The sequence below is a fragment of the Pseudomonas sp. MWU12-2020 genome (assembly GCF_023100605.1).
Taxonomy (GTDB): domain Bacteria; phylum Pseudomonadota; class Gammaproteobacteria; order Pseudomonadales; family Pseudomonadaceae; genus Aquipseudomonas; species Aquipseudomonas fluorescens_H.
In genome coordinates, this window is sequence record NZ_JALMEX010000006.1 from 220,660 (window position 1) to 240,749 (window position 20,090).

Sequence of the window (20,090 nt, forward strand, 5' to 3'; positions counted from 1 at the left end):
CAACGATGAACCCGTCGGCCAGTCGATAGCTCAACAAAAGTACACGAACCCGACTGAATTGTAGGAAATTTCTGGAAAGCGTCCGCCTAATCTGAGGGCACGTTCTGCGCCTCGAATGCTGCCTGGTGCAACCATTGCAGCAGGTCGTGCCCGGACATCGGCCTGGCCAGGTAAAAACCCTGGCCAATCTGGCAGCCCATGGCGACCAGTGCATCACGAATTTGCCGGCTGCTGACACCTTCGATCACCAGGGTCATGTCCAGCGACCGGGCCAGTGCCAGTGTGCTGGCCACCATGGCGCGATTTCGCGGTTCACTCAAGTTATGCACGAACTGGCCATCGAGCTTGATCTGGTTGAATGGCAGTTGGCACAACAGCTTCAGTGACGAGAAACCCGAGCCGAAATCATCGATCGACAGACCACACCCCAGCATGCGCATGTGCAGCAGGTTCTCCTGAACCTGGGTATGCAGATCCAGCAGACCGTTCTCCGCCAGCTCGAACATCAGGGCCGACCCGCAAATGCCATGACGCTGCAAGGTGCGCTGAATGTGCTCGATCAGACTCGGGCTGGACAATTGCGAAGCGTGCAGGTTGAACGCCATTTCCAGGGCAATTCCCTGTCGGCGCAAAATGCCGAGAATGTTCAGCCCCTGCTCGAACAACTGCTTGAACATCTCGTCAATCAAGTCGTAGGCCAGCACCGCAGCGAGAAAGTCCTTGGGTAACAACAGTCCTTTTTCAGGATGTTCCCAGCGCACCAATGCCTCGGCACCGGCAAGTCGGCCGTCCCTCATCACACGCTTGGGCTGGAACCAGCCACGGAACTCGCCCATGGCCAGGCCCCGGCGCACCTCTTCCTCGCTGGGCAACTCGGTGACGGCCAACGCCTGCAATAGAGGCGGCGGCGGACAACGGTAACGCTTGAGCAGCCGGCTCAACACACCCAATTGCAACGGCACATCGAGAACACCGAGCAATTGCAGGCCCGACAGACTCGCCATCTGCCCCACCGCACGACGCAATTCCGGCTGGTGTTCGCTGAACAGGGCCACGGCTTTGACCAGTCCGATCGGACTGGCATAACGCAACAGCTCCAGGCAGTCGAGCCCCTTGCCCCCGAGGTCACACAGAACGATATCGACGCCGCCGCTGCGTTGCATGGCGATCATCGCCTGCTCGGCATCTTCGGCTTGCAGCACGTCATGTATGCCGAGTTGGCGCAACATCCTGCCCAGAATATTGCGCTCGAACCCATGTTTTTCCATCACCAGAACACGTGGGGTGGTCATCGTCACCTCCATTATTTTGCAAACCTGAAGGCACAATGATGGCGGTTAGGCGGGCCTTTCGAGGAAGGATTTATCTCTGCGTCATGTAGGAAATTTCCCAAGACTTGTTCCGGCGTCCTCTGTGCCCGAGCCGTCGCGATCAGTGATACACGACCTGCACCACCACGATGGCATTGAACGGCCCGACCTGCGGGTCACCCAGCGACACCATGGACGCGCTCAATGGCACGTCGATATGGCTCACGTCCGCGGCAAAACTGGCCAGGTCGAACGGTTCGTTGATCGGCAGCAAGTTGTTTTTCGCATCGCGGATCTGGATCGCGAACTGGCTGTCCGCCGCGGGCAGAATGTTGTATGCGCCCTGCTGGTTGGCCGTCACGAACGTCGCACCGATATTGACCGGCGTGCTGCAATGCTTGTCCAGCGCCAGGCTGAACGGTTTGGTCGGGTTGGGCGGCGAGAAACCGGTGCTGGTTTTCTGCACCACGCCGAAGTCGACGATGCCCGGCTCCGGCGTCACGGTGACATCAACCGTGCAGGCAGTGCCGACGATGTTCTGCAAACCGCTGAGCTGATAACGGAAGTTGCCGAACGGGTTGGACGGCCCGCCGTTCAGACCGTATAGACCGTCGAACTGGAACACGTCGTAGGTATCCTGCGTCGGACGCTGCAACGGTAGCAGTCCGCGTTTGCGGATCACCACCTGAAACGCGATGTTGGGGTAGACCATCGAACAGGCTTTAACCTCATCGGCGGTGCCCGCCGTCGGACATCCCGGAGAGACGAACCCGGTGTTGACGCCCATCGCCGGGTTGGAACTCCAGTCGCCGTCCCACGCCGTGACGCCTCGGTACACCAGACCGAACTCGATGCCCCATGGCGTGGCGTCCAGGCGCGCCGGGTTGCCGTAGAAATAGATCGGATCATCTTCGGCAAAGTGTATATCGCGCGGCTTCCAGCACTGCGCCGGCACCACCTGGGTTCTTGAACGCCAGATGATCGTGCCGTCTGGCACACTGTCGGGCACCGAGACCGGACCGATGTATTCGCTCAGATAGTCGCCATTGGTCATCGACTTGCAGAACAGCGCCATCGACGCCTGGGAAAACCCCAACAGCAACGACGCGACGCACACTTGCAGCGCCTTGCGTCGATGCCGGCGCAGCCAGCCCGTCATTTCTGCACGCCCTTGCACACGTTGGCGGCGCACTGGAACAGCGAATCAGTCTGACCACCGAAGTCGTTCATGTTCAGCACACGCAAGGTGTTGAACCCGGTTTGACTCAGCGCAAAACGGGTATTGCTCATCGGTTTGAGCATCACTGTATCGATCGGCATCGCGGTCTTCTCGGGGCCAGCCTGCAATCCGACGATGGTGATGTGAAACGGCGTCGGATTATCCACCAGCAACGCCTTGGCGGCCGGGTCGATCCTGATGTTCAGCCCCAACGCCAGATCGGCGCCCCGCTCTCTCTTCACCCCGCTGGGACGGTAGAACAGTTTGATTTTCGATTGCAGCGCAATCTGCATCGCGTTGACCGCCTGAGTCTTGGGCGGAATCTCGCGGATGTTCAGGTAGAACACCGATTCGCGATCCGTGGGCAACACTGTATCGGGCAGTTTGACGATGCGCAGAATGGTGCTTTCCTTGGCCTCGATCCGTTGCAGCGGCGGCAGCACCATGAATGGCGAGCTGATTTTCTTGCCGCTTTCATCCTCGATCCATGACTGAATGACGAAGGGCAGTTCCGGGCTGCGATTACCGACGGTGACACTCACCGACGGCGCGCCTTCTTCGAAAATCACCCGGGTCCGATCCGGCACCACCGCGGCGTTGGCCAGTAGCGGCAGACTCATGGACAGCGTCAGGAGCAGCGATTTACAGCGCTGCAAGTTGGGTTGGCAATTCATAAGAAATCTCCAGAAAGTCAGGGCGCCGCCCTACAGGCAGCGCAAGGGATGCGAGACATTGGTCACGATGTCTTCGACGGGCAGTTCGGCCAGGGCGCAGCTTTTGCTGTCGTCCCAACGCGCCACAAGGCGAGCGTCGGTTTTCACGCCCAAGAGGTACGTCACTCCGTCCTCGCCGACGATGCCCACTTCCTTGTTGGTATTGCTGTCCTGAATCGAGGCCCCGAACGGCACTGCACTGCCATCTGCCAACAGCAGCGTGACGAACGCGTTGTGCCCCTGCCCCGCGGGGAAATTCACGTAGCCGATCGCGCCTTCGGTCAGCGCCAGCCGTTGAATAGGGTTGCTGACTTCAGTGTTGAGCGGCAGCTTTTCCATGTTGACCCGGGCCTCGTAGGCCTGAAACGACGGCAGGCCATCCATGACGGCGTAACCGTCCTGGTTGGTTCGGGCACGACCGGCAAACGCCACGTCCGGCACGCCGTCGGTGGACACCAGCAATCGGGTATCGCCGTTCGAGCCGTTGCCGTGGGCCGCCACGCCATAGCGGGTCACCACCAGCGAGCTATCAATTTCACCGGTGGCCGAGCTGTAGGTACTGCCATCGGTGGTGACCGAGGCATTGGCGCGATACGTCGAGGTGCGTTTGCCGACGTAGGCATTGACGTAGCGGTTGTCGCCGACGCCGCCGTAAACCTGATAGTTCACGCCCTCGCCAGTGTCGTGGCTGTAACCGACATTGCCGGCATAGCCACCGGAACCGCTGTGCTGGATGTTGCTCGACATCGTCGAATTGCCGCCCAGCGGAATGGTCACTCCGAGGTAGATCTGCGAGTCGTTCTGCAAGGCATTGCGCGTCTGGTACGCCGACAGGTTGACGTTGATGTTCTTGACGTTGCCCAGGGAAAAACTGCGCGCCAGCGACACGCCAACCCGATCGGCATCCGGCGCATCCCAATAGGTGGAATGGTCGAAGGACAGGCTGGTGGACAACCACGGGAAACTCTTGGCGAGGATCACCGAATAGCGCTGCTTGCCGGCGTTCATCGAGTAGGAGTCGGGGTCACCGATAAACTGCGAAAAGTTGGTGAAGGTCTTGTCGGAAAAGCGATAACCGAGGAAGCGCAGATCGGTGCCAATGCCATCGAAGTGCTTGGAATAGTTGATGCGGTACGAGTTACCGGTGACTTGCTCACCGTTCCAGCGCAACTTGGCGCGGGAGGTGGTGACGTCGGCCGACAAGGCGCCGAACGCGCCCAGATCCTTGCCCAGCCCGACGGCATGAGCCAGATAACCCGAGGAAGCGAGGACGCCGCCATACGCGGTCCAGTCATGGGGCAAGCCGTACGCCAGTTCCAAGGCGACAAAACCCGGTTCGATCCCGCGCGCGCCGTCCAGCCGTGGCTGGCCGCCGGACAGCTTGTAGCGCAACTCGCCTTCACGGGCGAGGAACGGCACCGCTGCGGTGGATACGGTAAATTTCTGCTCGGTACCGTCCTCTTCGCGCACAGTGACGTCCAGCGTGCCCTGGGCGCTGCTGTTCAAGTCCTGAATGCTGAACGCGCCCGGGGTCACGGTGGTGGAATACAGCACGCGCCCCTGCTGGGAAACCGTGACGGTGGCATTGGTGCGTGCCAGACCACTGATCAACGGTGCATAGCCGCGCAGATTGGGCGGCAACATACGGTCGTCACTGCTCAGGGTCGCGCCACGCAGGGCGAAGGTATCGAACACGTCCGAGTTCAGGTAGTCCTCGCCCACCGACAGCTTCGAGCGGATCGAGGGCAGCGCGCGATAGGCGTACAAGCGGTTCAGCTGAAACGGCTTGTCGCCGATGTCATCACCCTGGCTGTCGTTGCGTACTTGAGCCTGATAGTCCGCACGCACGCGCCAGGTATCGAAGTTCAGACCGGCCGTGCCGTAGCTCTGCACCGAATTCGAACGAGTGGAATTGCCAGACGCCGATGACTGACGCGAGTTGGCGATCACCCGGTAATCGAGCAGCGCGCCATTCAAGCCATTGCTCCAGGCTGCCGGCGGAATGTAGTTGGGGTCGTCGTACTCGAACGATGCCTGGGGAATGCTGATTGCCAGGCGTGCCAGGTTCTTCAGGTATTTGATGCTCACGCCGGGCACGCTGGCCAGATCCACGCACTGCCCGTTCGCCGTACGCGGCAAGCTTTCCAGCAGTGGCGGCTTGAGGCCGAAGGTCTGCACCAGATCCAGCGTCAGACAGGCATAACTCTGCTGTGGGTCAGCGCCGGGTTTGAATTCAATCGAGCGCGTGCCGAAGTACCGTTGGTTGACAGCAATGTCGAGCAAGTATGTGCCGGGCACGGTGTAGTCGGCATGCACAAACTGCCCGAGGCTGACATTCTTGTCGTTATCAATATTCAGAAAGTCCGAATTGAACTCGACAGCCTGTGCCTGGCTGATTGCCAACCAAAGAGAGGACAGAATGAAAGTGCGACGATACAAGGGAGAAACCCTATCGAATGATTCAAGCGCAATAAAAAAAGGGGTTTGCACCCCTTTCTCTTACCTCACTGATACGGGCGTATCAGTTGTAAGCCACGGTGAAGTTGGCAACGCTGTCGGCTTCACCGGTAGTGACGGTGGCCGCAGTGGCTTCGTACATGGCAGCAAACGAAACGGTGTTGTTACCGTTCTGCAGAACTACCGGAGCCACTTGCTCTTTACCGTTGTCGAGCATTTCGCCGGCGCTGGCCTGCAGGCGGATGCCGACGTTCTGCGCCAGACCGGTAGTAGCGAACAGCTCTGGAACGGTTGGATCCTGCACACCGGTGAAGGTGAAACGGGCGTTTTTCTGAGTCGAGGTATCGCACTCGGTCAGAACGATGTCGAACTTCTCAGGGCTCGAACGATCGCCGATTGCCTTGAAGGTGTTGGCAGGTACCTGACCCAGTGGAACGGTCTGGTCCAGGGAGTTGGCATCGATACCGCACGCGCCGGAAACGATCTCACCGGTGAAGCGAATAGTGCCCGGGTTGCCAGTAGGCGGAGTGGCGGCGTTCGCCAGGGAAGCCAGACCCATTACAACGGTAGCGGCAGTAACAACGACAATCTTTTTCATGACTGAATCTCGATGGGATAGTTATTTTTGAAACAACTACTCGCCCTTCTGAGTTCGCACCTGAAATACATTGAAAACACACCGTCGATTGTTTGACTTGTAACGGTCGATGCTGACAGCGAATCTTTCAGGGCGACGAAATGACGAGTACTTCGTTCCGCTGAAAATGATCGCTGACAGCCACTGGCGAACATGTAGGATTCGTCACTGCAAACTGTAGGAAATTTCCCGCTTAACCTGCCCGGGCCGGTGCACGTCCTGTCTATAGTCAAACCCGTGGCAACGCCTCTTCAGGCGTTTCTGAATCCTGTTGAAAAAAACGTCATTCAAAACAGGTGTGGCAGTCCTTCTCCCTGAGAAAAAAATGAACAATAAAACGCCCTTCGAGAAGCCTGCGGTTGTCAGCCACGGTTCATGGGTAAAAAAACTCGGGCCCGGGCTTATCACGGGTGCGGCGGATGATGATCCCAGCGGGATCGCCACCTACTCGCAAGCCGGCGCACAATTCGGCTTGAATACCCTCTGGACCCTGTTTTTGACGTTTCCGTTGATGGTCGGCATTCAGATCATCAGTGCCAGGATCGGTCGCGTCAGCGGGCATGGGCTGGCGACCAATATTCGAAGGCATTACCCTCGCCCGTTGTTGTTCGGGATCGTCGCGCTGTTGATGTTTGCCAATACCATCAATATTGCAGCGGACATCGCCGCGATGGGGGCGGCACTGAAGCTGTTGATCGGTGGATCGCCGCACTTCTATGCCGTTGGCTTCGGCATCGTGTCCCTGCTGCTGCAGGTGTTCATTCCCTATAAGCGTTACGTGCGCGTACTCAAGTGGCTGACCCTGGTGCTGCTGGCCTATGTGGGGATCGTGTTTGCTGTGCACATTCCCTGGGGCCAGGTCGTTGAGCACACCGCCTGGCCTCAGCTGTCGTGGAAACCGGCGTACATCACCATCGTGGTGGCCATTTTTGGCACGACCATCAGCCCTTATCTGTTTTTCTGGCAGGCATCCCAGGAAGTCGAAGAACTGGAGGCCGATCCGCAGGCGCAGTCACTGATCGATGCGCCAAACCAGGCAAAAGCCAACTTCACCCGCATCAACACCGACACCCTGATCGGCATGGGGATCTCGAATATCGTCGCGTTTTTCATCATGCTGACCACCGCTGTCACCCTGAACCTGCATGGCCTCACGGACATCCAGACGTCCGAGCAGGCCGCGAGTGCCTTGCGACCGATTGCCGGCGAGTTCGCCTTCTGGTTGTTCAGCGCCGGCATCATTGGCACAGGACTACTGGCGGTTCCCGTCCTGGCAGGTTCTGCGGCGTATGCCGTCGCCGGAACATTTCACTGGCGCAACAGCCTGTCGGCCAAACCCCTGGCCGACAAAGCGTTTTACAGCATCATCGCGGCGTCGACCTTATTGGGTGTGTTGATCTGCTTTGCGCCGATTGACCCGATCAAGGCGTTGCTGTGGAGCGCTGTCGTCAATGGTGTGATTGCAGTGCCGATCATGTTCATCATGATGTTGATGGCATCGCACCCGAAGATCATGGGCTCCTTTGTCATTGCGCCCGGGCTTAAAGTTCTGGGCTGGAGTTGCACAGCGGCGATGGCGGTCGTGGTCATCGGCATGTTCTGGGGCCTGTTTGCAGCGTAGCGCCTGGGTATCCGCGTTATTCGCACTGGGGATGGCGAAGCTGATTGGCATTGATGCGCATCCATTGCGCCAGCGAGTCCAGCGTCCCTTGCAGAGTGCTCCCCAGAGCCGTGATCCGGTATTCCACCCGGGGCGGCACCTGCGCATAGACCGTCCGCGTCACCAGCCCGCGTTGTTCAAACAGGCGCAACTGGCGCGTCAGTTCCTTCTGGGTGATGGGCGCCACCGCACGCTGCAGATCACTGAAGCGCACAGGGCAATCCAGCACGATCAGCCGGTACAGGATCGGAATGGCCCACTTGCCGGAAATCAGATTGACGAAATCGACCATCGGGCAACCCGCGAGCGGTTTCAGCGGCAAATCCGTGGTGTCTGGCAGCGGTTGTTGAGTGTTCATGAGGATCAAGTCCGTCCCTTGGTATGCAAAAGGTGCCTACTGGTCAAAGGATACTAATGCTCTGAGAATGGCTATCCAACCCGTTGCAGAGGCGAAAGACATGTCGAGGCTGAAAAACAAATTCGCGTTGATCACTGGCGGCACCTCCGGCATCGGCCTGGAAACCGCACGCCAGTTTGTGCTGGAAGGCGCGACAGTCGCAGTCACTGGACGCAGCGCAAGTGCCTTGCAGGCTGTCAGGCACGAACTGGGCGATGCCGTTCTCGCGATCCAGAGCGATGCGGGTGACAGCGTTGGCCAACAGACGCTGGCGCGCAAACTCGCCGGGGTCTGGCCGCGGCTGGACGTGCTGTTCGTCAACGCCGGTGACGTCACTCACCGCTCTATCGAAGATTGGGACGAAGCGGCATGGGATCAGCTCATGCAGACCAATCTCAAAGGCCCGTTCTTCCTGATCCAGGCGCTGATGCCGCTGCTGGCCAATCCGTCGTCGGTGATCCTCTGCGGTTCCGTCAGTGCCAGGATTGGTCTCGCGCAAAGCAGTGCGTATGCCGCCAGCAAGGCCGGGCTGCTGTCGCTGGCGCGCACGCTTTCCGGCGAACTGATCCAGCGAGGCATTCGCGTCAATGGCCTCAGCCCCGGCCCTACTGAAACGGCGGCGCTGGACAAACTCGGCTTGCCTGCCGCCGAGCAGCAGGCGTTGCGCGAGCGGATTCGCCAACTGGTGCCGATCGGCCGTATGGGAACCCCGTGGGAACTGGCAAAAGCTGCCGTTTACCTGGCCTCTGATGAATCGGCTTACGTGGTCGGGACCGAATTGCTGGTGGACGGCGGCGTCGGCAATTTGTGATTGAAACCAGCGCCAGCAGACGTCATTCAGAAATCATATCGCGCGGTCATTCCCAGGGTTCGCGGCGTACCCAGCACGCCGGTATACGCACCGTTGGGTGAGTTCCACAGCGTCGTGTAGTACGTCTTGTCGAAGGCGTTTTTCAGCCACAGCGAAACGTCCCACTGCCCCCTGCCCCAGTCGCCACGCACACCGGTGGCGACGTTCACCAGGCCGTATCCCGGCAACTGACCTTGCGCAGAGTCATCCACCGTACCGACTGCATGGGAACGCCACGCGTAGCTACCGCTGACGTAGGGCTGCAAGCCGTCGTCCAGATTCCACTGGTACGCGGCGTTGCTGTTGAAGATCCATTTCGACGCGCCCACCACGGCATGCCCGCTCAGATCGCAGGCCGCCGGCGCCCCCGGACGCAAGGCGATCTCGGCCGGGCATGGGGCATCCTCGTAAGACAGATAACGCACATCGTTCCATGATCCATTGAGGTTGATCGTCAGGCCCCGCAGCGGGCGCCAACTGCTGTCGAGTTCCAGCCCGCGACTGCGTACCGAGCCGGCATTGGTCAGATAGCTGGTCAGATTGACGTCGTCGTAGGCATTGGTCTGATAGCCATGCACCACCGTCCAGAACAGGTTGGCGTTGAGCAACAGGTGTTGATCGAGCAACGTGGTTTTGATGCCCAGCTCGGCGTCGTTGGCCCTTTCGCTGCCGATCAACAATGAGTCGGCACCGGCGACCGGGGCACTGGCGACGCTGAGGTTCACACCACCCGACTTTTCGCCGTGGGACAGCGACGCATAGCCCAGCACCTGATCGTTCACATGCCAGGCGAGGCTTGCCAGTGCCGATGGGCTGAAACTGTACAGGCTCAAGTCACCGGAATCGTAAGCGCCGACCCTTCCGGCCCGGGCGCCCGCTGCGGCGCCGCTGACCGGACTGCCACCCAAAGGCGCGTTGCGGGTGACCTCCGCCAGCTTGCGCTCATACGTGCCGCGCAGGCCCAAAGTGAAATCCAGGCGAGGGGTCAAATGCCAAGTGCCCTGAGCAAATGTGGCGAAGCTGTCGGTATCGACATAGCCATGCCCAACGCTGGTGACGTTGTTCAATGCACCTTGCGGGGTGCCGTTCCAGGTATCTGCCAGAGGGCCGTAGTCGGTGAAAACGCTGTTGTTCATTTCCTGGCGGAAGTAGTAAGCACCGAGCACATAGTCGAAATGTTCCCCCACCGGGGAGGCCAGTCGCAGCTCCTGCGAGTACTGTTTATCGCGAGCGGACTGCCCGACGTTGTGCATCACATCAACGTTGAGTTCGTCATCATTGCGCGGGGTGAAATCCCACCACCGATAAGCGCTGATCGACGTCAGCGTGTAGCCATCAGGCAGATTCCAGTTCGCCTCCAGCGAAGTCCCGCCCTGAAACACCTTGACGCTCTGATCGGCGTCCAGATTGACCCGGCGACCGCTGACCAGCGTTGCCCCGACCGCCGCTGCACGCTGTTCGTAGCGGTTGACGCCATTGATGGTCGGCCCGGTGCTGAACAACGAACGTGTGCCGGCGCTGGAATCCTCTTCGTGATAATCAGCCAGCCAGCGCAGATTGAAGTCCTCGTTGGGCTGGAACAGCAACTGCCCGCGCGCGCCCTGACGAACGCCGCCGCCCAGCGTGTGCCCGTCGTACTCGTTGTTCACGTAGCCGTTTTCATGAGTGCGATAAACCGCAAGGCGCCCCGCCAACGTGTCATTGAGCGGCCCGGAAAAACTCGCCTGATTTTGCGTGTAGCCATCCTCACCCACCGAGGTGGAGAGGCTGCCTTGCGGCGTAAACGATGGGCGGCGCGTGGTGATGTTCAGCACCCCGGCCGTGGTGTTCTTGCCGAACAAAGTGCCCTGCGGGCCTCGCAGTAACTCGATCTGCTCGACATCCAGCAAATCGAACACCGCCATGCCGGGACGGCCGAGATAGACGTTGTCCAGGTAGATGCCGGCGCTGCCCTCCAGGCCGTCGCTGGCCGGGTTGTTGCCCAAGCCGCGAATCGACAGGCTCGATTGCCGCGCGTGCATGAACGCGACATTGACGCTGGGCATCGCCTGCTGCAAATCCTGCAAGTGATACAGGCGCTGTTCCTCGAGGGTTTGTGCGCCGAGCACGCTCATCGCCGTGGGCACTTGCTGGGCATCTTCGCTGCGGCGTCGGGCCTCAACCGTGACCGTCTGCAGCACATCGGAATTGGCCGGCAGGTCATTGGCCGTTGCCGGCAAAAACGGCATCAGCGAGAACAGGCTCAGTGCGCCAGCGTTAAAGGTGCGCGAATAAAGAAGATTCATCGGTGGTTCCTGGAGCGGCCTCAAGCCGCTCTTCGAGAGGAGTCGATACTTCGCTGCGCGTGGCTTGCGTGAGCGTGATCGTTGCGGTGGGTTGAGTGGGTGTTCAGTCACGCAGCCATGGAAGGTCCTGACGCTGATAACGGTGCGCACGGAATATCGCGTTGTTCTCGCCCGGCAAGTAGCGTCGCGATGGCGCATCGGGATAGCTGGCGAAGTGCGGATTGACGTATTCCCACACCACTTCGCCGGCCTGGGTGACCTCGAACAACCGACCGAAGTTAGCCTCGGTCACCAGCGTGTTGCCGTTGTGCAGACGTTGCGCGCCGCCCATGAACGGCGTGAAGAACGCGTAGCCCGGCGTGTCGGCGTATTGCCATTCGATGCGTTGGGTGGCCGGGTTGATTTCAATAATGCGCGAGTGCGGCATGCTGATGTGGGGGCGGAAGATGCCGTTGTCGAACACCAGAACATTGCCGTTTTCCAGTTCGCTCGGGCAATGCTGTTGCGCGACCAGATCGTGCCCCAGACGCCACAGCACTTCACCGCTGCCACGTTGCACGGCAATCACTGAGGAAACGCTGCGCAGGCTGAGAATCACCTTGCCGTCGCGCCCCGGCGTCACGGCGTTGGTCATCGGCCAGTGATGCCGCTCGAAGCATTCGTGCAGCGGGTAATCTTCAGGGCGCAGGTGCTCCCAACTGCGCCACTCCCAGACCACGTTGCCCTGACGATCAACCTCCTTGACCACATCGGCATAGATCACCCCGCCCGGCGCCTCGCTGCCGGGAATGCCGCCGAGCACACGCCGGGCCAGATCCGCACTCAAGGGCTCGGCGGTGGTGTACAGCAGGTGGCCGTTGTCCAGCCATTGCGCGTCGTGGTGATGCAGCAGATCGGTGTGCTCCCAGACCACCTCACCTTCGGGGGTGACTTCGCTGAACGCACCGCCATGCCACACCGACCAGCCCGGGAACAGGTCCGGCGAATCCGGATGGTTGCCGTTGTAGCCAAGGTTGCCGTTGCGCAGGATCACTGCGTCGCGCCCTGGGCGCTGAGGCAGTTTCCAGCGATGAACAATCTCGCCGTCAAGGTCGATCAAAAACACTTGGCCGTCCGCCGTTTGCGGGGCGAACAAGGTGTAGCCGCCGGCACTGCGGGCATGATCGACAGCGATCAGACCGGTCTTCTGGCGTTTGAGCGTGGTGGTTTGCACAGCAGGCATAGCTTTTCTCCAGACGTGTAAGCCCCGGCCGCCAGCGCAGCAGCACGGTGAACGGGGCATGAAAAAAGGGATTCAGGGCGTGGGCAGCACGGGGTTGAAGCGGTCGTCGAACATTTGCTCGACCTGCAGCGGATGCGGGATCAGGCGTTCGGTGGCAAACATGTCCGCCAGACGCTGCTGCGAGGCAATGACTGAAGGCTCAATTCGCACGTACCGCAGGTTCTGATGAGCGAGCATTTCACGCACCAGCTCGACGGGAAGCCGCGTGGTTTGCGCGAACACCCGGGCCCAGTCTTCGGGATGGGCCGTGGCCCAGTTCTGAGCACGGGCCAGCCTGGCCAGCAGATCACTCACCTGCCCTGCGCGCTCGGGAGCATCCAGTGCAGGCTGGCTGGCAACGGTGAAGTTCAGACCGGTTTCCGGCCAGGCGCTGCCATCGAGCAGAATTCGCGCTCCCCGCGAAGTCGCCTGACCGACGAAGGGATACCACACCGACCAGGCATCGAGTTTGCCGCCGGCAAAAGCGTTCTGCGCGTCCACCGGGCTGACATAGGCAATGCTCACCTCACGCGGTGTCAGACCGGCCTGATGCAGCGCGGCCAACAACAGATAATGACCGCTGGTGCCTTTGGCGACTGCGATTCGCTTGCCTCTGAGGTCAGCCACGCTGCGCACCTCGGAGCCTTCGGGCACCAGCAGCGCGTTGTTGTTTTGCGCACCGCTGGCCACGCCGATGATCCTCACCGCGTAGCCGCCGGCCTGGGCAAACACTGGCGGCGCGTTGCCCACCACACCGACGTCGATCGCCCCGGCGCTCAGCGCTTCGAGCAGCGTGGTCCCGGCCAGAAACGGATGCCACGACAACCCGTAGGCCAGATCCTGATCCTCGCCCGCCGCGTGCAGCAACGCCTGAATCAAACCGCTCTGATCGCCCATCTTCAACGGCCCGGCGATGGCAGAAACTGCCGGGGTCAGGAACAACGCGGCGCAGCACAGCAGCGCTTTCAGGCGCGCGGTAAGCGGATGCTTGGCAGCAGCAGTTTTTATCGGCATTGTCGCGCTCTCACTTGTGCATTGATTTCAGTATGTCGAGGCCCGCCGTGCCGCTCCATGCCAAACACCCCTCCTTTGCTGCCATGTCGGACATCCCGCGCACCGTCGTGGTATTGGCGTTCGATGATCTGCTGTTGCTCAATGCGGCGGGGCCGCTTGAGGTGTTTGCCGCGATACCGCGAGTGCTGGCCGGAGACTTCACGGCAAATCCGCCCTATCGGTTGCTGGTCGCTTCACCGCAGGGTGGGCAGGTCATGTCGATCTCGGGCATTACCGTGACGACCTGTTCACTTGAGCAGATCGACCAGATGGCTGCGTTGATCGACACGTTGATCGTCGCGGGCGGCCCGGGCATGGCCGCGCTGGAAGCCGACCAGCAAGCCTGCGACTGGTTGCGCCGTCGCGCACCAGACATCCGCCGGCTCTGCTCGATCGGTACCGGCAGCTTTGCCCTCGCCGCCGCGGGACTGCTGGATGGTCGCAAGGTCGTGACCCACTGGAAGTTCGCTGACGAGTTGCAGGCGCGTTATCCGTCAGTGCAATGCCAGACCGATGCGCTTTACCTGCATGACGGCAACCTCTGGACCTGCGGTGGTGCCACGGCGGGTATCGACCTGGCGCTCGGCCTGGTCGAACAGGATCTGGGCGCCCACGCGGCGTTGGCGCTGGCGCGCTACTTCACGGTGTTTTTGTGGCGCAGCGCCGAGCAACCGCAACTCAGTGCTTCACTCAACGCCCAGTCCAAGGCGCTGCGCACCGATCCGGATGTACGTCTGGCACGTTTGCATGGCTGGATTGCGGCGAATCTGAACGGTGATTTGCGCGTGGAGCGGCTGGCCGAGCAGTTCGGCATGAGCCCGCGGCACTTTGCTCGCGCCTATGTCGCCGCGACCGGCGAGACACCGGCGCAAGCCGTGGAGAACCTGCGCCTGGAGGCGGCGACCTGGTTGCTCAAGACCACCCGCGAGCCGATCAAGCGAATCGCCGAAACCGTTGGCTTTGGTCGGGAAGAACGCATGCGCCGAGCCTTTCAGAAGCATTTGGGCTGCAGCCCGAACGCTTATCGCAGTCAGACCAATGCCCCGCTGGCCGGGCCTCGGCAAACGAACACCGTGACAATCACCCTGGAAGGGCTGGCCCGTTAGGTTTTCAGTGGGTCTGGTCAGTGCTGCAACGCATAACGCCGGCAATGCTCCAGATAGCCTTTTTCATGATTGCCGACCAACTGAACGACACTGGTCCACAACCACGACGGCGCATCCAGGGTCTTCGAGCGACACGCTTGCAGCTCGCGCATCCACGAAGCCCGTGTGCTCATGTCCATCTGCCGGGCATGGGCCAGCCCCACAACTCGGGCCAGATACCCGGCCGCGAGCATCGCGTCGGTCTGGCTCAACTGGTCGAGTTCCAGTTTCATGTCTTGTGGCAGCAGTTCGCGGATGAAGAAGCCATGGTCGAGCACCCGGGTGGCGATCATCCGGTTGCCCAGGCCTGGCGAGAGAAAACGCGCACCTTCGACTACGCGTTTGCCGTTGTCGCGAGGCATCGCGGCGCGGGCTACACGAGGTGCGGCGGCGGCAACTGCCTCCTTGATATCCAGCAGGCAATATTCCTGATCGTCGCCCTCGCCCACACCCAGCAACACCGCATAACGCTTGAGCCCCAGCGAGCTGCAGCCTTTGACCCAATAGGCCGAATCGAGCATTTTCACGCTGTCATCCTTGGAGCGGCCCTTTAATGACGTCACCAGCGTGTGCAGGTCCGGGGTGGCGCTAAGGGTCTTCAGCGCGCTGCGCTCTTCGCGTGACAGCGACCAGAAATGCTTGCCCAGCGGAATGGTCGGCTTGGTGTTCTCGATGCGTTCCTGCGCCAGATGCTTCCACGTGCGCTGCACGGCGCTGCGCATCCCGGCCTTGACCTGTGCGGGTCTTGGCGGCTCTTTGTCGACATCGTCTTCGAACGCCTGCTCGTAGCCGCGCATCATCTCTTCGAGCATGCGCGCGGTGGCCACGCCGGGCAGATCCGAGCCTCGGGCGGCAGTGGCGAGTGACAGCGCCAGGCGTACCAGATCATGCGCCGGGTTGCCGATCACCGTTTGATCAAGGTCGCGGATGTGGATGTCGATGCGTCCCTTCAAATCCCCCGTCGGCCCCAGATTTCCGGCGTGACAATCGCCGCAGATCCACACCGCCGGGCCCTGCGGCAGGCTGCGCCCGGGCTGGCTGTGCAGCCACTGGTAAAACTGCACCGTGCTGCCGCGAACGTAAGCGTGGGCGGAGCGAGCCATTTTCAAATTGCGCAGTTGCGACAGCGGTTCAAGACGAGCGGAGGGCCGTGGGGTTTTCATGGACGCTTCTTGCAGTGAATGTGTCCTGTTGACCGCTCGTCATGGCCAAATGTTTCAACATATTACAAAGGCAATTCAACTCGAGCTCGCAAGCCACCGCTGCTGCGATTGCTCAACGTCAGTTCGCCGCCCTGCTCGCGCACAATCGCCCGCGCCGCCGACAACCCGAGCCCGACACCACCGGTTTCACGGTTGCGCGAAGTTTCCAGGCGGAAAAACGGATCGAACACCCGCTGCAACGATGCTTCGGGAATTCCCGGCCCATCGTCGCTGACGTCGATGCAGACGCTGTAGCCGTCGCTGCTCAGAGCGATAGCCGGCTGCTGCGCGTACTTCTCGGCGTTTTCCAGCAGATTGACGATCACCCGCTTGATCCCCAGCGGCCGGCCCTCGTAGACCAGATGTGCCGGGCCGTTGAAATCGATCGCGATGTTCTGGTCGCGGTAGTCGTCGATGATGGTCTGCAGCAATTCCGAGAGGTCGAACGCGGTGGCTTGCTCCGGCTGGGTGTCTTCACGAAAGAACGCCAGTGCCGCGTTGATCATCGACTGCATTTCTTCGATGTCGCGGATCAGTTTGCCCTGATGATCGAGATCCTCCATGAACTCGCTGCGCAGGCGCATGCGGGTCAACGGTGCGCGCAAATCGTGGGAAATCGACGCCAGCATGTGCGTGCGCTCGCTGATGTAGTGCTGAATCTGCGCCTGCATGGTGTTGAACGCGATGATTGCCTGGCGGATCTCGTCCGGGCCTTCGACGTTGATCGGCGGCGCGCGCAGATCACCGCCAAAGCGGCGGGCGGCGCTGGCGAAACGCTGCAGCGGCTTGGCCAGTTGCTGCGTGGCAAGCCAGGCCACCAGCACGGTGGCGATCAGGCCCAAAGCGATGATGATTGCGATGCGCGTGCCGATGTCCAGGCCCCAGGAGCGCTCGGGCGAGGAGAACAGCAGCCAGCTGGCATCCGGCAGTTGAATCAGCGCCGCATACCGGGCCATCGGACTGCCGCTCGGCCAGTCAGCGGGATTGAACACCCGAATGTCTCGCTCATCGCCCAACAACTGATGCAACCCGGACGTCTTGTCGGCGATGAGCGGCGTACCACCTGTGGGCAATCCGAGGTCGGCGCGTTGCGCACTCCACCGCACACCCTGCGTCGGGCCGCTGGCCGCTTGCGCCAGTTGCGCGCGCAAAGGCGCCGGGGCTGCCTCGATCACTTTGACGGTTGCGGCAATCTGCTCCAGCAACCCGGTGCGTTCAATCGGTGGTCGCGCCCAGGTCCCGGCAACCTCCACGAACAGAAAATTGAGTGCCAGCGAAGCGAGCATGGCGGCAACGATGGTCAGGGCGATCCGCCGACTCAGCGGGTCGCGCCGCAAGAGCCGGCGGATCATGAACGGCTGACCTTGGCGGTGAACATATAACCGCCGTTGCGCACCGTGCGAATCAGATCCGGGCGCTTGCTGTCCGGTTCGATCTTGCGCCGCAGCCGGCTGACCTGCACGTCGATGCTGCGATCAAAGGCGTCGTGGCCCTGACCGCGAGACAAGTCGATCAGTTGCTCGCGGGTGAGGATGCGCTGCGGGTGTTCGAGAAAAACCACCAGCAGATCGAACTCGCCACCGGACAGCGGAATCATCACGTTTTCCGGGGAGCGCAGCTCGCGACAGGTGATGTCCAGATGCCAACCGGCGAAGGCGATCACCGGCCGTGACGGCTCGCTTGCGGGGCTGACCTGCTCACCGGCGCGACGCTGCACGGCGCGCAGGCGAGCCAGCAATTCACGCGGGGCGAACGGTTTGGTGACGTAGTCATCGGCGCCCAGTTCGAGGCCGACAATCCGGTCGCTCAACTCGCCCATGGCGGTCAGCATGATGATCGGAATGCCCATCTGCGCGCGCACTTTCTGGCACAGACTCAGGCCACCTTCGCCGGGCAGCATCAGGTCGAGAATGATCGTGTCCGGGCGCTGCTGCGCAATCGCCGCCCACATCGCTGCGCCGTCGGCGGCGACATCGACCTCGTAGGCGTGCTGGACGAAGAACTTCTTCAGCAGGGCGAGAATTTCCACGTCATCGTCGACGATCAGCAGTCTGCTCACGGGCACAGGATCCTCAGGCCAAAAAAGAACGCATCTAAAACTATTCTGGCGGGCGGGTCATATATTTCAATCGAGCAACATTCCTTCGCCCCGGACATCAAGCGGACATGCTGCGGCAAAACCCCTCGGGCACCCTGCACGCCATCGACAACCGGGGGCATTCAATGAGCGCATTGCACAACCGTTATACCGCCGAGGGCCACGACGCCCGCTATCCGTTGATTCTCAGCCAGCGCACCACCGCGCCTGAACACGATACGCCGCTGCTGTTTCAGGAGTTCTGCCTGGGGCTGGCCAACGACCAGAGCCGGGTTGTCCTGCGCCGCTATTTCGAGCAGTACGGCCCCGGCGATTCGCAATGGGTGGAGTACGTGCATTCGATTCCGACCGCCGACCTGATCCACTGGATCATGACCCACGGCAAACTGCACATCGAGTGTTCGGACAATACCCCGTCGGCCGGGCAAGGATTGGCCCGATGAGAAGTCATTGCCTGATGACCTTGCTCTGCACCGCGTCCTTGAGCATGTCGGCCTGCAGCAATAAAAAGGTCGAACCCGAGAAGCCTCGCGGTTTTCTGCGTGACTACAGCGTGCTGAGCGAACGCCAGTCGCCTTCAGGGCAGCCTGTTCTGAGCTGGGTCAGCCCGGCATTGGCCCGGGGGCGTTACACTCAGGTGTACCTGGCGCCCAGCCAGATTTACCCCAAGACCGAGCCGACTCAACGGATTCCGCTCAGCACGCTTTCCGGTGTGACCGATTACTACGACGCGGCCCTGCGGCTCGAACTGGGCAAGGTGGCACAACTGGTATCCAGGCCAGGCCCGAATACGCTGACCGTCAGACCGGCGATCACCCGGGTGGCCGCCAGCACCCAGGGCCTGCGCTTTTATGAATGGCTACCGGTGACGCTGGTCGCTGCGGGTGTGAGCACCGCCACCGGCATTCGTGACCAGGACAGCGAAATCACCACGGAAATCTCCTTCGAAGACGGCTCGACCGGCGAAGTGGTCGCCGAAGTCGTGGGCAAAGGCACCGGAATGCCATTGGAAAACGACAAGCAGGTGCTGACTGCCGATGACGTCAAAGGCGTGTTGGATGGTTGGGCCAGTGATCTGCGGCAATCGTACATGGCCATCCGCCAGTAAACACATATCCTCTGTAGATCTGATGAGCGAGACGTGGCGGCTGGTAACTGGGCTGAGCAACAAGAATGGGCAGACGCTGTGGGGAGCTATCCCTTCAGCGCGCTGTATATCGTAGGGGACGGTGTGCCTTGACGGTTATGAGCCACCCGCGTTGAGTCATATGCGTGCTCTGGCGAGGAAGTGATTTGACAAGCCAGGCATCGTCGTTCATCGCAAGACAGATTTGGCAATGCCTGGTTTATTTGGGTAGTTCAAGCGGGGGCATCATGACTTTGTAAATAGGTTGTCGCTACTCCAGGGCAAGAAGCTCTACTTCGAAGATAAGGGTCGCATTAGGCGGAATAACGCCGCCCCCCGCCTCTCGCGGCCCGTAGGCATAATCAGAAGTGATTGTCAGCTTGCTGATTTCACCTACACTCATTTGAGCAATACCCTCGTCCAAGCCTTTAATGACCTGTCCCAAACCAATTTTGAATTTAAAGGGCTGATTTCGGTCCCTGCTTGAATCGAACTTCTTACCAGTTGTAAGACAACCGGTGTAATGAACCAAGACCGTTTGCCCATTCTTCGGGAAAGTAACGCCATTACCGGGTTTGATTTTTTCCACGATAACACCCATTTTGTATCTCCTTGAATGAAAGCAGATGTGTTGCATCAGTACTGCTACAGATCTGCATATTCAAGGATCTGAGGAT

The 20,090-nt window shown here is 60.6% G+C and carries 18 protein-coding genes; 5 read left to right on the forward strand and 13 right to left on the reverse strand.

From position 1 onward, the window contains the following. Window positions 1-86: 86 nt before the first annotated feature. From M0814_RS16220 to M0814_RS16240, 5 genes are all read right to left on the reverse strand, one after another. Window positions 87-1,292, reverse strand: coding sequence for an EAL domain-containing protein (locus M0814_RS16220; protein ID WP_247868497.1), 1,206 nt, complete (start codon window positions 1,290-1,292; stop codon window positions 87-89). A gap of 139 nt (window positions 1,293-1,431) precedes the next feature. Next, on the reverse strand, window positions 1,432-2,469 hold the full coding sequence (locus M0814_RS16225; RefSeq protein ID WP_103483452.1) for a fimbrial protein: 1,038 nt from the start codon (window positions 2,467-2,469) through the stop codon (window positions 1,432-1,434). Beyond that, window positions 2,466-3,203, reverse strand: a complete 738-nt coding sequence (locus tag M0814_RS16230; protein WP_226499326.1) for a molecular chaperone — start codon at window positions 3,201-3,203, stop codon at window positions 2,466-2,468. Before M0814_RS16230 ends, M0814_RS16225 begins: the two co-directional genes overlap by 4 nt. A 30-nt stretch (window positions 3,204-3,233) precedes the next feature. Beyond that, complete coding sequence (locus tag M0814_RS16235; protein WP_247868498.1) at window positions 3,234-5,681, reverse strand: fimbria/pilus outer membrane usher protein; 2,448 nt, start codon at window positions 5,679-5,681, stop codon at window positions 3,234-3,236. Window positions 5,682-5,763: 82 nt separating this feature from the next. Then, window positions 5,764-6,297 carry a fimbrial protein gene (locus M0814_RS16240; protein WP_103483453.1) on the reverse strand — a complete coding sequence of 178 codons (534 nt, stop codon included), beginning with the start codon at window positions 6,295-6,297 and terminating at the stop codon, window positions 5,764-5,766. Window positions 6,298-6,661: 364 nt separating this feature from the next. Between M0814_RS16240 and M0814_RS16245 the strand changes: the two genes are divergently transcribed. Further along, a complete protein-coding gene (locus M0814_RS16245; protein WP_103483454.1) occupies window positions 6,662-7,957 on the forward strand; it encodes a divalent metal cation transporter in 1,296 nt (431 codons plus the stop codon). Window positions 7,958-7,973: 16 nt separating this feature from the next. On the opposite strand, the gene M0814_RS16250 is transcribed toward M0814_RS16245, so the two are convergent. Continuing rightward, on the reverse strand, window positions 7,974-8,354 hold the full coding sequence (locus tag M0814_RS16250; protein ID WP_103483455.1) for a helix-turn-helix domain-containing protein: 381 nt from the start codon (window positions 8,352-8,354) through the stop codon (window positions 7,974-7,976). 100 nt (window positions 8,355-8,454) lie between these two features. Here M0814_RS16250 and M0814_RS16255 point away from each other — a divergent pair, with 100 nt between their 5' ends. Further along, window positions 8,455-9,204 (forward strand): SDR family oxidoreductase, encoded by a 750-nt coding sequence (locus M0814_RS16255; RefSeq protein WP_003224937.1) that lies wholly within the window; start codon window positions 8,455-8,457, stop codon window positions 9,202-9,204. Window positions 9,205-9,230: 26 nt separating this feature from the next. Here the strand turns inward: M0814_RS16255 and M0814_RS16260 are convergent, their stop codons facing one another. The 3 genes from M0814_RS16260 to M0814_RS16270 all read right to left on the reverse strand — a co-directional run bounded on the left by M0814_RS16260 (window position 9,231) and on the right by M0814_RS16270 (window position 13,803). Continuing rightward, window positions 9,231-11,471, reverse strand: a complete 2,241-nt coding sequence (locus M0814_RS16260; protein ID WP_247868509.1) for a TonB-dependent receptor — start codon at window positions 11,469-11,471, stop codon at window positions 9,231-9,233. 160 nt (window positions 11,472-11,631) lie between these two features. Then, window positions 11,632-12,750, reverse strand: a complete 1,119-nt coding sequence (locus M0814_RS16265; RefSeq protein WP_103483457.1) for an aryl-sulfate sulfotransferase — start codon at window positions 12,748-12,750, stop codon at window positions 11,632-11,634. Between the two features lie 72 nt (window positions 12,751-12,822). Further along, window positions 12,823-13,803, reverse strand: coding sequence for an ABC transporter substrate-binding protein (locus M0814_RS16270; RefSeq protein WP_103483458.1), 981 nt, complete (start codon window positions 13,801-13,803; stop codon window positions 12,823-12,825). A gap of 32 nt (window positions 13,804-13,835) precedes the next feature. On the opposite strand from M0814_RS16270, the gene M0814_RS16275 reads away from it, so the two are divergent. Further along, a complete protein-coding gene (locus M0814_RS16275) occupies window positions 13,836-14,948 on the forward strand; it encodes a helix-turn-helix domain-containing protein (protein ID WP_247868499.1) in 1,113 nt (370 codons plus the stop codon). Between the two features lie 17 nt (window positions 14,949-14,965). Here M0814_RS16275 and M0814_RS16280 read toward each other — a convergent pair whose 3' ends face one another. From M0814_RS16280 to M0814_RS16290, 3 genes are all read right to left on the reverse strand, one after another. Then, window positions 14,966-16,150, reverse strand: a complete 1,185-nt coding sequence (locus tag M0814_RS16280) for a DUF2252 family protein (RefSeq protein ID WP_103483459.1) — start codon at window positions 16,148-16,150, stop codon at window positions 14,966-14,968. 62 nt (window positions 16,151-16,212) lie between these two features. Next, window positions 16,213-17,541, reverse strand: a complete 1,329-nt coding sequence (locus tag M0814_RS16285; protein WP_103483460.1) for an ATP-binding protein — start codon at window positions 17,539-17,541, stop codon at window positions 16,213-16,215. Next, the gene (locus M0814_RS16290) at window positions 17,538-18,248 is read right to left on the reverse strand and encodes a response regulator (protein WP_003224953.1); all 711 of its coding nucleotides are present in this window, start codon (window positions 18,246-18,248) and stop codon (window positions 17,538-17,540) included. The genes M0814_RS16285 and M0814_RS16290 overlap by 4 nt, the downstream gene beginning before the upstream one ends. 164 nt (window positions 18,249-18,412) lie before the next feature. On the opposite strand from M0814_RS16290, the gene M0814_RS16295 reads away from it, so the two are divergent. Next, the gene (locus M0814_RS16295; protein WP_103483561.1) at window positions 18,413-18,730 is read left to right on the forward strand and encodes a hypothetical protein; all 318 of its coding nucleotides are present in this window, start codon (window positions 18,413-18,415) and stop codon (window positions 18,728-18,730) included. Continuing rightward, window positions 18,727-19,395: a DUF3313 domain-containing protein gene (locus M0814_RS16300; RefSeq protein ID WP_103483461.1), complete on the forward strand. Its 669-nt coding sequence runs from the start codon at window positions 18,727-18,729 to the stop codon at window positions 19,393-19,395. Before M0814_RS16295 ends, M0814_RS16300 begins: the two co-directional genes overlap by 4 nt. Before the next feature lie 289 nt (window positions 19,396-19,684). Here the strand turns inward: M0814_RS16300 and M0814_RS16305 are convergent, their stop codons facing one another. Beyond that, entirely contained in the window at window positions 19,685-20,014 is a 330-nt protein-coding gene (locus M0814_RS16305; protein WP_103483462.1) for an FKBP-type peptidyl-prolyl cis-trans isomerase, read from the reverse strand. Window positions 20,015-20,090: the final 76 nt, after the last annotated feature.